General features: G+C 44.1%; 14 protein-coding genes and 1 pseudogene. 4 read left to right on the plus strand and 11 right to left on the minus strand.

Translation table 11 applies throughout. From position 1 onward, the window contains the following. Positions 1 to 64 precede the first annotated feature (64 nt). Positions 65 to 658, minus strand: coding sequence for a hypothetical protein (locus tag L0992_18540; protein XGB70021.1), 594 nt, complete (start codon positions 656 to 658; stop codon positions 65 to 67). A 266-nt stretch (positions 659 to 924) separates the two neighbouring features. Here L0992_18540 and L0992_18545 point away from each other — a divergent pair, with 266 nt between their 5' ends. Continuing rightward, a complete protein-coding gene (locus L0992_18545) occupies positions 925 to 1,086 on the plus strand; it encodes a hypothetical protein (GenBank protein ID XGB70022.1) in 162 nt (53 codons plus the stop codon). Positions 1,087 to 1,319: 233 nt separating this feature from the next. Further along, a complete protein-coding gene (locus tag L0992_18550; protein XGB70023.1) occupies positions 1,320 to 1,859 on the plus strand; it encodes a DUF3332 domain-containing protein in 540 nt (179 codons plus the stop codon). A 129-nt stretch (positions 1,860 to 1,988) separates the two neighbouring features. On the opposite strand, the gene L0992_18555 is transcribed toward L0992_18550, so the two are convergent. From L0992_18555 to L0992_18570, 4 genes are read right to left on the minus strand one after another with little or no spacing between them, the layout of a single operon-like run. Next, positions 1,989 to 2,645 carry an ion channel gene (locus tag L0992_18555; GenBank protein XGB70024.1) on the minus strand — a complete coding sequence of 219 codons (657 nt, stop codon included), beginning with the start codon at positions 2,643 to 2,645 and terminating at the stop codon, positions 1,989 to 1,991. Then, positions 2,646 to 3,746 (minus strand): AI-2E family transporter, encoded by a 1,101-nt coding sequence (locus tag L0992_18560; protein XGB70025.1) that lies wholly within the window; start codon positions 3,744 to 3,746, stop codon positions 2,646 to 2,648. Between the two features lie 24 nt (positions 3,747 to 3,770). Further along, positions 3,771 to 4,790, minus strand: a complete 1,020-nt coding sequence (locus tag L0992_18565; GenBank protein XGB70026.1) for a DUF2955 domain-containing protein — start codon at positions 4,788 to 4,790, stop codon at positions 3,771 to 3,773. After that, positions 4,780 to 5,901: an HlyD family secretion protein gene (locus tag L0992_18570; protein ID XGB70027.1), complete on the minus strand. Its 1,122-nt coding sequence runs from the start codon at positions 5,899 to 5,901 to the stop codon at positions 4,780 to 4,782. Before L0992_18570 ends, L0992_18565 begins: the two co-directional genes overlap by 11 nt. A 158-nt stretch (positions 5,902 to 6,059) precedes the next feature. Here L0992_18570 and L0992_18575 point away from each other — a divergent pair, with 158 nt between their 5' ends. Then, positions 6,060 to 7,055: a helix-turn-helix domain-containing protein gene (locus tag L0992_18575; protein ID XGB70028.1), complete on the plus strand. Its 996-nt coding sequence runs from the start codon at positions 6,060 to 6,062 to the stop codon at positions 7,053 to 7,055. 28 nt (positions 7,056 to 7,083) lie between these two features. Here L0992_18575 and L0992_18580 read toward each other — a convergent pair whose 3' ends face one another. Then, the gene (locus L0992_18580; protein ID XGB70029.1) at positions 7,084 to 8,145 is read right to left on the minus strand and encodes a sensor domain-containing diguanylate cyclase; all 1,062 of its coding nucleotides are present in this window, start codon (positions 8,143 to 8,145) and stop codon (positions 7,084 to 7,086) included. A 118-nt stretch (positions 8,146 to 8,263) separates the two neighbouring features. Next, positions 8,264 to 9,268 carry a Solitary outer membrane autotransporter beta-barrel domain gene (locus L0992_18585; protein ID XGB70030.1) on the minus strand — a complete coding sequence of 335 codons (1,005 nt, stop codon included), beginning with the start codon at positions 9,266 to 9,268 and terminating at the stop codon, positions 8,264 to 8,266. Positions 9,269 to 9,611: 343 nt separating this feature from the next. Here L0992_18585 and L0992_18590 point away from each other — a divergent pair. Beyond that, a pseudogene (locus tag L0992_18590) lies at positions 9,612 to 10,078 on the plus strand (hypothetical protein). Between the two features lie 108 nt (positions 10,079 to 10,186). Here L0992_18590 and L0992_18595 read toward each other — a convergent pair. The 4 genes from L0992_18595 to L0992_18610 all read right to left on the minus strand — a co-directional run bounded on the left by L0992_18595 (position 10,187) and on the right by L0992_18610 (position 14,870). Continuing rightward, the gene (locus L0992_18595) at positions 10,187 to 11,407 is read right to left on the minus strand and encodes a carbohydrate porin (protein XGB70380.1); all 1,221 of its coding nucleotides are present in this window, start codon (positions 11,405 to 11,407) and stop codon (positions 10,187 to 10,189) included. Positions 11,408 to 11,510: 103 nt separating this feature from the next. After that, complete coding sequence (locus L0992_18600; GenBank protein XGB70031.1) at positions 11,511 to 12,170, minus strand: DUF3299 domain-containing protein; 660 nt, start codon at positions 12,168 to 12,170, stop codon at positions 11,511 to 11,513. Between the two features lie 80 nt (positions 12,171 to 12,250). Continuing rightward, a complete protein-coding gene (locus tag L0992_18605) occupies positions 12,251 to 13,630 on the minus strand; it encodes an amidohydrolase family protein (GenBank protein ID XGB70032.1) in 1,380 nt (459 codons plus the stop codon). A gap of 241 nt (positions 13,631 to 13,871) precedes the next feature. Beyond that, on the minus strand, positions 13,872 to 14,870 hold the full coding sequence (locus tag L0992_18610; protein XGB70033.1) for a helix-turn-helix transcriptional regulator: 999 nt from the start codon (positions 14,868 to 14,870) through the stop codon (positions 13,872 to 13,874). Positions 14,871 to 14,985 lie beyond the last annotated feature (115 nt).

Below are 14,985 nucleotides of genomic sequence, written 5' to 3' on the forward strand. Positions count from 1 at the left end.
CTATTGAAACCAACTTCTATCGAACTCTGAATCACCACTGCTTCATTATCAGTGCATTCATGGACTAATAAGTTAACGGCATCGACCTTAACTTCTGATCCAGCGTATATAAGTGTTCTGCAGCTTGCATGTGTTGAGGGTAATCACTGAACTTCTCACGATTCTCCTCATTCATCTTACATGTCTCATCCACCAGCATTAACTTCCAATACAGCTTTGTTGTGTGCAACATCGCCAGTAAAGGTTTGAACACCTCTTTCTCATAAGCTTGAATCAACTCTTCAATCAATTCGTCACGCTCGTCTTCACTTGCGATTGAACCATTGGTTGCGGCCAACACTTTCTGATATTTCAGGTTGAGTTGCAGTTTATCCATGACCGTTTGGTTATCTACCGCCAGTTCGACCAGCTTCGATTTAATAATACTCAGCCAATTTGCTTGACTAAGAACAGCCTCATCGACACTCGAAAAATCTTCGCGGATTTGACGTTCAACGTCTTTTTGAGCTTTCTTTAAAACGGCACGCACCTTTTGAAAAGGCAGCTGAAATTCCTTACTTAGCTCGATAATCAGTTTATGAAAACCACCATTGGGTAGGTGTAAGTTTTCTTTAAACGTCGCCATTGCGGCTTCTTGCTGTTCTGTAAGGTTGCTCATTATCTTTCCTATTCTTTATAAATCGCGGTGCTGAACCCGAGATCATACCATTATTAGCCACGGTTTTTCGGTTACTTCAGGCGCTAACCCTAGGTAGGCGCTTAAATTCACTCAGCACATTCTCATTCGGCTAATTTTTAGACCACATGGCATTAAATGGTAAGTCCCGATCGGCAAATATTCGTACATTACGCACTCAGGGTATACAGCCAGACAGGAGTCTTTACTTATATATGCAAAATAACAGCGAGAAGTGAGAGAGCATCATGACCTATTCAGAATACAAAGAATCCGATTTACATAAATGCGTGAGCATTGCTGGTGAAGCAACGGTCTCAATTGCCAAGTTTGTCTTTAAAGCCACCACCCTTTTATTCCGATTTTTCCGTTGGCTTGCGGTGAAGACTTATAACTATGTCATGAAGTAACCGCTGTCATTATCACGACTCTTCCTTTCAAAACATAAAGCGCGCCCTTTTAGGTCGCGCTTTTTTTATGCCTGTATTTTCCGTAGTTAAGTTTCCCATAACCAAATCTGATGCTTCAAATGCGTGACCATTTTATATCGCCAATGGCGTTAAATGGTAAAACTGACCATCGAATAAAAACCATACTACACCTGTTCCAACGAAACAGACTTCTAACTTATACAGGTACTAAAATGAAAAAGATTGCACTTAAAATTGTAGGACTAACGGTTTTGGCTTCTGCGCTAACTGGTTGCATCGGCAGTAACGCCGTAACAGGGAAAGTGATGAAATTTAACGTTGAAGTTGTCGATAACCGCTATGCTCGTGCAGGTGTAAACTTCTTATTAGCGCCTGTATACGGTATTACTACCGCAGCCGACTACGTAGTATTCAACTCACTTGAATTCTGGACGGGTAAAAACCCAATCAGCGGCGCACCACACGTGTTCGATACAAAAACAGACACACACTTCAAAGTTAATGATGAACTTGACCCAAGCCTAAAAGAGGCACCTGTCGGCCCAATCTCAAACAACCGCACTATCGAAACCGGTGAGATGATTAAGATCGACGAAAACACGATCCAAATGGATATCGTCTACACCAGTGGTGAAACAGCAACGCTGACTGGTATCAAAGAAGGTCAGAACGTGACTTACTACATGGACGGTCAGTTAGTGTCTCAAACGACTATCGCTGAGCTAGAGAAGATACAAAGCTCTGAGGCTTAAGGTTTTTAGCTCGCACTGAGACTTGAAATTAGTAGCTCATAGCAAGCTCGATTCAAAGCTACGTATGACTTTGAACCGCCTAAAATAGAAGAAGCCCGGCTATTGCCGGGCTTCTTTGTATCTGCTCGATTAGGACTGAGATTGAGCGAGTCGAATACTCACCAAGCTCGCCACCATAATCGCCAAGTAAAAACTGCCGATGATCGACTCCATAAACACAAAGAACTGAGCAATGGGCAAAGCGGGTGAAATGTCCCCATAACCTACCGTAGTTAGAGTGATGAAGCTGAAATACATCGCATTGAACAGATTAGTTAGCCAAATTTGCTCTTCTAAGCCATTAAACGCATTCGGAAAGATCTCTAAAATCAACAAGTAGATGGTCGACCACGCAAAACCCAACAACAGATAAATACAGATGGACCCGATGATGTGATTGGGTGTGACTGTTTTCGCTTGTATTACCTGCCTTAAAGCCGAGTAAATATGTGAAAACAAAAAGATAGCCAACGCAGTTAGAGTAACAATCGATAGGTTGTAGCCTTCTAAGAAAGAAAACACACCCGACACCGACGCGGTAATCAACAACAATCCATACCAAGAGCGATACAAAGAACGCTCTTTATGAATGCCGACAATCGAAACCGCTAAGGTAATAATGATCAAAAATAGAATCGTTTTTTGGCCTTGCGGATAAAACTGCTGCATCACCGCGCAACCAAAAAACAACACCAACAGTGCATAGAATAAGAAGTAGAAGTTGTCGTCTTTCGAGACTGCCTTCATCTATTTCTCCTCTGTCTCTGCTTTATTTATCTCAGCTTCTTCTTGGTTTTTCTCTTCAAGCCCAAGCCACGCCATCATCAGCTCATAGGTCAAACTCAGAATCACGGCACCAACAAACAAACCGACAATGCCTGACATCGCCATTCCACCTAGCGCACCCAATAAAATAACCAGCATTGGAATATGGGAGCCGCGGCTTAGTAGTACAGGCTTCAAGATAGCGTCACTACCACTCACCAAAATACACCACACTAAGAACAAACTTGCCGCCAACGTCGATTCAACACTGAACATGTAAATGATCGCAGGTAACAGAGCAAGAATCGGTGGAAGTTGGATGATTGCAATTAACAATACCGCCAGCGCCCAAAACGCCGCAGCAGGCACGCCCGCAATCACCAAACCAATTGCCGACATCATGGATTGAATCACAGCAACACCGATGACACCTTGTACAACACTACGAACGGTCGATTTAGAAAGCTGGACCAGCTCTTCACCTTTTCCGTCTGTTAAGCGCGCCACTAAGTGAGTCACACCCGTTTGGCATTTATCGGCGTTACTCATGAACGCACCAGCAATGATGGTCGAGATGATAAATTGAATGAAGCCACCACCCAGTGAACCCAGAACCGATGCTGCTTTGGTCGCGAATATCTTTAGTTCTTCCGCATACTTGATAAACACACTTTCTATGTTGGACGAAGCATGAACCAAGGCCGCATAAACTTTTTCACCAATCAACGGAATGTCTTGCAAAGACTCTTTCGGTTTAGGCAAAGACAAAGTGCCATCTTGTAGCCCTGTCATTAGGTCTGACGCACTGGTGTAAATACCAGATGAAAGCGCTACCAACGGAATCAGTAGTAACAACACACCAATAAAGCTCAGTAATGCACTGGCTTTGCCTTTCGACATCCCGGTCTTATTTGAAATCGCCACTGCCACTGGGTAAAGCGCAGTCGCAATGATTGCGCCCCACACTACCAATAGAATGAATGGGCGTAGAATTGAAAAACACCAATAGACGAGCATGGCAATGGCTGCAATTTTTATTGCGGCATCAATCGCCTGTTTTGAAAAATCATCGGTTAACTTCATGAGACGTCCTTGTTAGGGCAAAAATTAGGGCTGATTTTGTAGAAACTTCCAATTCCTGGTTTCAAGGAAGAGTGAAGCCAAAATCATATAAACTCCAATTAACACTAATTGGAATATACGTATGAATGTGTTGCTGTCGATATCGCCTGAGCTCATCAATGTGCTTCCTACTAGTACCAATAAAGTACTGAATGCAGTGGCGAAAATCGGTGCTTTTTCTGGAACGGTATAGATCTTGGTGGCCATAAGAATGGCGATAAGTCCTATAAATAAAGAATAGAAGACAATATTGGGAACAATAGAAAGGATTGAAAAAGCTGCAATCGCTAGTAAGCCTCCAATACCATTACTGATCACAAGAAATGCGCTCAGCTTTACGGATTTTTCTGAGGTAATCATTAACGACAACAACGCGATAAACATCATGGTTAGCAGTGCTTCAGATATCTGAAAGATAAAGAAAAAGCACACCACAGGGTAAGAGATAATCATCGCCCTAAAGGCCGCATACCAACGTTGTTTCTTTTCGAGTGGCGCAGCCGCGAAACCTGAAAACTCCGATTTAGGCTCAGGAAAGAACACATGCACTAACGCAAAGATCATCACTGAAACCACACCCGATGTTGCCAAACCAGATGCCAACAATACCGAAACACCCGGATTATCAATGGCCATGAATGGCAGCATCAATACGGCAATCAAGAGTATGGTGGCGAACAGATTCCACTTTGGGTCAACAAACAAGTAGTAGCCCCACAGCATCATCAGCCCCACTAAAACCAGCAGCGGGATCGGATAATGTGTAATACCACGAGACAGCAACAAACCGAGTGCCATAGTCGCAACCACCGCCAACAACAGTTCGTAAACAGTTTCTTTGTGTAGATTAGGTTTATCGATTAAGAACTTGGCGGTGAACACTGGTGCAACGAACGCAAGTGGCCAGTTAATCCACGCCGCCAAAAATACAGCCAACGTGACCCCGACGGTATACCGCAGGATCCGTTGCTGTGTTTGTTGGTCGAGTACGGGCTTATCGGACATAAGACAACACGCTAATAAATCGAATCCAAAGCTTGCCTATCGCATTGAAAACAAAGTTATCGCCGCTATAAACAATCACATCAGCCTGACCACCGACACGTAACATGCCTTGCATGGTGTCACGCTCAAATTCAATGGTGATTGGAAGCATTTGAGTTTGGCGCAACCAGCCCGTTTGTTGGCTAGCTTGAGCAAGCTTACCCGCTTGATCGTTCTGCCCCCAATCAACACCCCAATCGATGCTACTCACACGGCCTTTGACAATCTGACCTGGAGCAAAATCGAGCGCGACTTCGACTTCATCACCCACCGCAACATTACCTAAACTGTTTTCACGATAATAAGCTTCGATCCAGATGTCTTCTGTGGATACAAACGTCATGATCGCTTGGCCTGCCGAAGCATAGAATCCTTCAGAAAGGCTAAAGTTAGACACACCACCTTGAGTCGGTGCTTTGATAACTGTACGTTCAAGGTTTAGCTGAGCCTGTTCCAGCGCCAATAACGCCGCTTTCACTTGGCTGTTCTCTTCACCCTCTTTGCCCATCTGCTGCTTGGCACGTTCCAAATCCGCTTCAGCGTTAGTCACGCCTGCACGAGAAGTTGCTAACGCAGCTCTAGCCTCATCAGCGTCCGATTTAGACATCACGCCTTTTTCAGCCATTTCCAACACACGTTTAGCTTGGAGCTGAGTGTTTTGCTTCTCAACCAAAGCAGAAGTTAATTTAGCTTGTGCAGAAGCGATGTTGGCAGTTTGAGCTCCTACATTTTGCCCTGCAATCTCAAGATTTTGCTCGGCTTGTTGAACCGCAATTCGGTAATCAGATTCATCGAGAATCGCAAGTGTGTCACCTTGATTAACCAATTGATTCGGCTTAACTAAGATATCAAGCACTTTGCCTGACACTTCAGGCTTAATAGGAACGATGTAACCCTTCACGCGGGCATTATCGGTGATGGGTATAATTCGATCAGCAACAATACTGAACAGCAGCGTGAATGCCACAAACCCAAGCAGGTAGTTGGTTACCTTTCTTACCTTATCTTTGCCATTCTCTGGTTGGCTACTTTCTTCATTGTCGTCTTGCTTGTTCCCTTTAACTTCAGACATGGAACTCCCTTCTCAATAACTAACATCAACAAAATTAATATCTTAAAAATAAACCTGGCCATGGAAAACTCAAGTAAATAGGGTTAGATTTACTAAACAAAGTGTCGTAAATGATATGCACGTCCAATTATGTATCAATGCACAAGGATTGATTGATCATGGCCAACAGCTCTTATCAAGTACCCGTTATACAAACCAGTTACGCCAAGATCTTAGTCCAAATTTTTTCTGACTATGGATTAGACCTACACAAACTGCTCGAAGACTCGGGCCTACCACCTGATCTTATTGAATCAGAAAGTGACTTTGTGCCGTCGGAATCCATCAAACGATTGATTTATCTGACCTCATCACAATTGGGCGTTTCTCGATTTACGGATGTACTTGGTCTTGCGTTCAGACGAAGAATCATCCCATACGTCTTGCATCAATTTACCGAGTTCGAAAGCATTGGCGACTCGTTAAAGCACATCAACACGATCTTCTCTTATGACTCGCCGGGCAGTAGCATCGATTTCGTTGTTGAACACGGCCAAAGCTGGTTTTGTAGAACGTCACCTGATGAGCCTTCGTCGATGTTCCAGTGGGGCGAAGTATTTGCCATCACCTACATCATTGAGCTAATCACGATTCTGTCTCACTCACCTTGGCAACCTACCAAGATACGTTTGCAAGGACATGACACCGACATCGTCAAAACGCTGGTTCCAAGCAATTGCCAACTGTTCATCGACCACAGTTCAACCGCTGTGATGATCCCAGATGAGATCCTACAGCTTCCCATTCGTCTCACCGCAAAAGACTTAAGCAACAAGCCCGCGATCATAGAGTGGCACACCAGCTTTACCGACAGTGTTTACGAGTTGCTCAAGCCTTACATGAAAGAGCAAGACCTCTCACTTGAAGAGGCCGCAGAGCTGCTTAATTTCTCGGTAAGAACGTTTCAACGTAAGCTTAAAAACGAAAACACCACCTACCGAAAGATCAAAGAGAACCTGATGTTTTCTGTCGCCTGTGAGCTGATGGAAGAAGGCCACACGCTGACTTACATCTCTAGCCAACTGGGTTACACCAACATCTCGCATTTCTCGAGAGCCTTTAAGCGTGTATCTGGTCTTACGCCGAAGATTTACCAACGCTCGATATCGGCTTAGGCACAGTGAAGTTCGTTATTTAAATAGATTAACCAAGCACAATCGGTGCTGGGATGCCTGAACTCGAGCTACACACTCGATTTCGACCATTCCCTTTGGCACGATAAAGCGCCCTATCCGCACTGCGATAGGTCGCTTCAGCTTGCGCTTGTATTTCAGAAACACCACTGCTCACGGTTAGATTCAAGGTCGTGCCTTTGGTAATCACTTCTTTCAATCTATACATGGCTTCAAACGCATCGGCCAAGTTGGTTTCTGGCATTAAGATGGCAAACTCTTCACCACCAACGCGTGCCACAATGTCGGTATCTCGACTGTTGTTTCTCAATAGTTGTGCGACCTCTTTAAGTGCCGCATCACCTTGGTCATGGCCGTGGTTATCGTTAATGGATTTAAAATGGTCCAAGTCGATCAGCGCGAGACAAGACTGCGTGTAACCGTAACGTTCCGCGAGGTTTGAATAGTGGTTGAGATCTTTATCGAAACGGCGTCGGTTCCAGCAGCCTGTAAGCGAATCTGTTTCCACCAGCATTCTTAATCGACGTTCTAAGATCTTACGTCGGCTAATATCAGTAAAAGTGACCACGTATTTTTCATTGTGTGGCAGCAATTCGGTAAGCTTTTCGACAACCACGTTGACCGTGAAGTGTTCACCAAGTCGGCTGACACCACTCAACTCACCTTTCCACCTGTGGTTTTGCTTAAGCGAAGTGGCAATGGTCGAGATCAAACTGCTGTTGTTCATAAAGCAGAGGTCTGAAATCGGACGTGCTTCGACTTGGTCAAACGCATAACCAGAGACTCTAGAAAACTGCTGATTGACCTGAATTATCCTTAATTGATTATCTAGGATAATAAAACCGGCAACACCATCAATGATTGCCTCAGACAAACTGTTCTGGCTTTGAGTCATTTCGTGTCGATACAAGCGTGCGGTGATCAGTGTGCTCAGAAGGAACAACGCGCACACAGAAAAAACCATAGCTGCGGTAGAAGCAATGCTCAGCAACCACAAGCTAACTAACGTATTTAAGACAAGTGCAAACACCACGTACAACGGGGCTCTGCGGTCGAAATTCAACTTGTTCATAATGCGCTCGGGTGATGGACGAAGCGCTATGATGACTAAGTTTTATAAACAATATTTACCATTTTACGACACATACAAATTCAAATTGCATGAGTACTTTGAAGATCAACAACTTATGCTAATTATTGAGTAAGAAGAGCAAACTGCCACCACTAAGCGAACTGCCGTAATTGAAGTTAATTCCAACACCGAAATTATCAAAAAAGTAAGAATCGTAAGGTACATCGAACACTAAACCTGCACCAAACTCATAGTAATAGTGGGTATCAAGTGGGTCAGTAAGATCCCCTGCTACGTCGATTCTTCGCAAGTTATAGTGAATCTGAGGGTTCTTTAACGACCAAGCATCCAGCGCCACATTCTGTCTGAATTCAATCTCATTGATAAAGCGCAAACCTTCAGGGTTACCGATATCGCCATCATTGGCTTCCCCCCAGCCTGTTCCGTAGAAATAACGCGCTCTTGATGAGACATTCCAACTTCCCCACTCTTGTTTCTGCAGGTATTTGAGTTTCACCGACGGCTCGCCAATCAATGCCCACGCCGAAGTGTTCAGCGCGTATCCGTCGAGCTGAGATTGAAAGGCTTGAGAGTAACTGTTTTTATATTCGTATTTATTGCGGTAGTAGAGCAAGTGAGTGCCTAAACCATAAACGATAGACCAATGTTGGTTTAAATGGCTTTGAGCGCCGAAAAAGCCATACAGGCCCAATACTGAGTCTTTATTGGGGTTAACTCGACGGTCTGATGTGACATCGGATGAAATCTCAATATCTTGCTCAGAAAGCGCATAAGACCCGCGCACCGACCAAACCAAATCTAGGTCAGGATCATCGGTCTTAATCACGGAAGAATAAGGGATAGAGCCGACACTGACTTGGCTTCGAGTGTCGATGGTTTTATCGGAGCCAAACCCACTGTCGTTTAGGTTGATGAATGAGTTCGGATCGAAGTCCACAAAACCAATAGAGACGGCATCGCTGTCTGTAAGCGCAATTGAAACGGCGAATATCTTTTCCAAGCGATGTTGAATCGCCTCATTAGATGCATAGGTCGGGGAAGAAATAAGGCCTGTTAAAAGTAAAGCAATAGAAGTGGGAGATATCGATTGGGGTGAAAGCATTAAGTTGACTCCATTCAAACTTATGCTTCAAGTGTAATTGGTAATTTAACTATTTCAATCAGATAGTTAATAGTGTGGTTGATACCCCTCTCAGTTCCGTTTGTAAGAGTGTCGCCAAATCTATTGAGCCCCAAAGCTCTTCTACGTCTTGGATTCTAAAGTGAATAATCATATGCGCCTCTGTCTAAATTGGAGTCTTATCTTGGATCATTCTTAAAACCCTTACTTACCATAATGCGCCAAACTGACTTTAAGAGCTGTTTCGCATATAAAACAATAAGCGTTTGAAAATTATAAGATTAACTCCTAAGTTTTTTATAACCCTTTACTCAGGAAGAAGTAGATGAGCAATATAGAAAAAGTATATGGATTTAATACGCCCCAACGACTCTTTGTCGGATACACGCTTGCGGTACTCGTCGATTTAACCGTTCTTAATTTTTTGATGAATACTGGGACTTCGTTAATATCGAGTCATTCACCATCTCATTTGCTGCCGCGATTTTACTACAGCTGTTGCTCAAACTCTCTATCGGCTTAGAACATAAGCTCGCGGATTACTTTAAATCGAAACAGGGCACTGCGCCTAAGATCTACAGAGGCCTGTCTAGCTACGTAATTCTGGTCGGTTCAAAGTTCGTGATGCTAGAAGCGATCAACATCCTATTTGGCGACAAAGTCGATTTCACAGGCCCTTGGAACGGTGTGGTCGCCTTCTTTGCCGTGGTGTTTACGATTCTGGTTGCCGAAGTGATTGTTTCTAAGATCTACTTTGCACTGGATGACACGCAGAAAGCCGAAAAAGCCTAAGTGTCAGATTAGAAAAGATTTAATCGAACTAGAAACAAAAAAGTGAGCCACATGGGCTCACTTTTTACGTTTAGCTTTTAAGTCTAAACAAGATAATGCTTAACGGAATTAGATAAACACTCTCGCTCTAATACCGAATACCCAAGCGCTGCTTTCACTAGAAAACGCAGGATCTTTGATGTACTGAATATCAGGCGTTACTTGAAGGAGATCGCCAAACTGCATGTTGTAGTAGATTTCAGCTGTCCATTGTTCAGTGCTGCCACTTATCGCTTTCGCATCAGCTTCAAAAGAATCACCGTTCACTTCAGCCCAGTTCAGCGCGACACCTAGGTTATTGGTTGGTTTTCCTAATCCGAAATAGCCCATACCAACGGAAATTGATTTATCGTAAAGGGCAACATCCCCTTCTGAGAAACCACCGCGAACAAACGGCATCACTTGCGGAGTCATAAACTGACTCCATGAGAAATTAACGCCTGAGCCACCTTCCGCTGCAATGCTATTACTATGGCGAGTATCGTCACCAAAGTCCCAGAAAGTCACGTGGAAATTATCGGTATAGATTTGCTCTTGCGAAGCCGTCCAACCTAACTCCAATGTCGTAAAGTAAGACGCATCGCTACCAAAAGCGGTATCAAAGCCATCAAAAATATCGTCTGATTTACCGTTCGCATCAGCGATACCACCGACGACATAAAAATTCTCGCCCAGCATATGACCGGCAGAAAGAGCAAGTACGCCATCATCTGGCAGTCCCATGGCGCCAGAGCCTGTCGAGAACGCTAAATTCGTAAAACCAGACCAAGGGCTTGCGAGAGCGTAAACATCGGCGTAGTTCGTCACGTCCTGCCAACCGACAACGATAGTGCCTTTACCGTCATTGATTTTTTGCTTCCAATTTAAGTCCGTAACTCGAAAACCTTGCTCACTGAAAGCTGGTGCTATCAAGCCTACGTACCCAATTTGGTCTGAACCTATAAAGCCAAACTCTTTTGGTGAAGTATCACCATAAGCATGCCTATGTTCCACCTTCCATACCAAGCTACCTGAGTTCTCTGTGCCATTTCCTAGTAGATGCCATGAACCGTATAGTCGTGCGACGCCTGATGATGCATTAACGCTATCGCCACCAACGCCATTTCCAGAAGTAAGGCCTAAAGCAAAGTAATCCGCGCCAAATGTAAAACCATCCGCAGCAAGCTTTTCACGCCAATCCAGTTGCTGATCTTTTTGTTTTGAAATTGTATTTTCAACCGAATCTGGACCTTCGAAGTTTGCGCTATATACCGCAGTGCTCATTGAGGTTGCTAGCACCATCACCGCCATACTTACTTTAGATAATCTTGAATTCATCTTGCCACCAATGCTTTTTGAGTTAGTTCTATTTTATTCATTGCTCACATTGAAAATTGTCATTTGATGACAACCATTAATTTTCTTTCTCGTAATAGTCTTCAATCATCGAAGCTTTCATTTCATAACCCATAGTGAGGTTACTTTTGCCGTCCACTAGAAAGACTTCTTCTGTCACTTTGTTGGAGCTAAAGTCACCTTCTACCCACACTGGGTATTGAACGTTCTGTACCTGAAAGCCTTCTGGGAAAGACACGCGCACAATCTGGTTTGCAGGTGGTGGTGGCATGTGAATACACGCGCCCGCCACTGGCACTAAAAGAAACTCAATTGCGGTCATGCCTTCTGAGAACTCTAAAGGCACGATGAAACCCGGAACTCGCACTTTCTTGCCGTCAAACTCTGTCGTGATTGCTTCAGCGTTCGCCTTCATGGTTTTCATGTATTCGTCACGCAGCGCGATCATTTCATCTGCATCAACGCCCTGCTCTTTTAGCGTTTTTTTGAGTAATAAAGCCTGTTGTTGAGCTTGCTCTTCCTCTGATGCACTCATTGCTATCACACCTTGTAATAGACGCATTTGCTGATCGGTGAGATCCGGCATTTCTAACTTCATTTCGTGAGAGCCTGAATTCAGATCTTGCCACTCAAGATTCATCGCTGTTTCAGCAAAGGTAGGTAAAGCGACGATAGTCAGTGACATCATCGATAGGATAAGAGAAAGCGTTTTTTGCATAAGGACACCTTGAAGAGAGGTGACCTACCGAAGTAGGCCGCCTATTAAAGCTTAGTTTCTAACTGAATAGTCGCGCGGTGTTACAGCGTGTTTTTGTAGACTTTGCCATCTTTCATGATGACTTTGATGGTATCGATTTCAGGGCTACGCGGCTCTGCGTCAAACCATTTTTCGTTTGCACCAATCACTGTTACGTCTTCAAGTGGGTTGCCTTCTACAATGATGATATCGGCGTATGCACCCGCTTCAATCACGCCCAACTTACCCTCTGGATATGGGTCCATCACACCGGACAACTTAACGATTTCACCGTTTACTGATGTCATGCCTTTCAGAGTGAAGAAATTACCAAGCTCTTTACCCGCAAGGTAGATCGTGTGGTCGGTTTGCTTAATACAAGAAACCACGTCACCAACACAGTCAGTGTGGAAGCCCCATTTAGGTTGGTATTTGTTTACATTCGAGATGTAGTCTTTGAATGCTTTGGTTGCAGATTCCGCTTTACGCTTAGATGCAGGGTTCGAGTTGATCGCTTCGATCTGTGTTAAGTAAGGCGAGAATGCAGTCATGTTGGTTGTGATGTAAGCATCTTTGTCTTCCATCTTGTCGGCAATATCACCATCAAACATGAAACCGTGCTCGATTGTTTTAACGCCTGCATCCAGGTTACGCATGATCGCTTTTTTGCTGTAGGCATGAGACATCACGTAAGAACCGTACGCATCGGCAATTTCCACCGCAGCTTCAATCTCTTCCGTGGACATCGCATTCAGTTGCCAAGGGTCAAATGATGAGGCCACACCACCCGAGGACATGATCTTAATCTGAGTATTACCTTGCTTGAAGTTTTGGCGTGCAGCGGCTTTGATTTCGGTAATACCGTCCGCATTAAAGCTCACGCTATTGCGAGCCATACTAGTCGTTGAACCGAAGAAGTGTTGGTTAGCCGTGGTTAGGTTACTGAAATCGGCGTGTGAACCTGTTGGGCCAATAAACGCGCCTGATGTGTAGAGTCTTGGCCCCGGCAACATGCCTGAGTCGATCGTTTTACGTAAGCCTGTGTTTAAACCACCAGCATCACGCCATGTAGTAAAGCCTGATTGGAAAGCTGCATTAGCGTTGACTGTCGCACGAGCGGCCAGTTCTTCAATCGTACGGTTGTTTTCGTGGTCGCTAAGGTTACCGCCGTTCAGCAGTAAGTGTCCGTGTCCTTCGATTAAACCTGGCATTAACGTTTTGCCCGTGCCATCAATCACTTCAGCTTCACCAGCCTCGATCGGGCTTGCAGAGATTTGTTTGATAAGATTGTCTTCAACCAATACATGATGGTCTTCGTACAATTTGTTTTCCGTACCGTTGAACACATCTACGTTAGTAAATAGCGTTGATGCTGCATTTGCAGAAAGAGCAAATGAACACGAAAGAGCAACAACAGATAGCTTTAAGCCTGCATTTTTCATTTTACACCTTGATTCCGTTTGTTAGTGGCGTCCACTTCCCATAACGATTCCGTAACTACTAATGAGTGTCATGAGGTTTCAAAGGTGTTTTTATTGCTTGCGACACTCGCTAAAAAAATAAAAACAACTTATCCACATTCAATAACTTAGTAGTGATATTGCCAGTATTCAAGGTTGATAAATGGCCATTTGGTGACAATAAATAATTCTGCGTGCAGACTCCAGTTTTTGCTTACTGGCTTTAGCTGTGTTCTTTTCGGTACTGCCTTGGAGTCATGTTCATCTGTCGTTTAAATGCACGAGTGAAATGAGAAGAATCAGAATAGCCCATCTTTGCACCCACTTGAGTGATCGATAAATCCGGTTGTTTGAGCAAATCCAAAACCTGTTCCAACACCATCTCTTCTATCAAAGCTTTGTACACCACCCCTTCGTTTTCCAAGCGACGTTGAATGGTTCTAACATGAATATTCAGAATTTCAGATGCCAAGCTAATCGGCAGTTTTCCCATGGTGAGGTAAGGCTTTATCACTAACTTGAAGGCATTAAGAAATGAACTAGGCAAAGGGGCTTTTGGTTCTAGTGCTAGGGCAACCTTTGGCAAGACAATTGGCTCAAGCATGATCTCTTCTGGGATTTCAAACGCCGTAACTGGCCTATGAGTGTAAAACTGAGCACCACCCATTTGCGGCAAAGATTGAAAGCAATCGAGGTCGCCACTTTGAATACCGATTTCCGATGGTTTCCAACGCCCTTGCGTCAATACGGAAAGCAGCTCGTTGATAAAAATAACCGAGAACAGCTCAGCAAACTTAAACCAAGGTGCATTCGTAAAAGGTTTTTCGCGAACAAACCACCATTTGCCACCAGACTGCTTGGTGTAGAGGTGCGCGCCATTCGAGACTTGCTTTAATTGCTCGGAAAATTGGTCGAGCGCACTTTCTAGCGAATCCTGATTGCTCAGCTTAGCAACAAACCTAGGAACATAGGTTTGTTTGCAAAAGCTCCACATAAACAGCGCAAACTCTTCTCGTGACGCCGACTCACCCATGATATTGACCACGTTTTTAATGGTGGTCTCAGGGAGGTACTCGTAATGATCACTACTGGTGAGAATGTCATTGGGAATTTTGGCACTGCGTAACAAGGTATAGATCTCGCCGTCGATATTTTTGAAAAGCTCGGCAAAAAGCTCAACTTCTTTCTTGTCTACAACCGTCATTTGAGGGGTATTGGACATCCTTTCCTCTTAATCTGTTCTTTCACAAACTCAAATTATCACCTTATTTAAGATAGCAGAATAAATGACGAGTGACCTAGGCTTACTAACCGAATGTCTCCGTCAAAGTAACGAA

The organism is Vibrio pomeroyi (genome assembly GCA_041879425.1).
Lineage (GTDB): Bacteria > Pseudomonadota > Gammaproteobacteria > Enterobacterales > Vibrionaceae > Vibrio > Vibrio pomeroyi_A.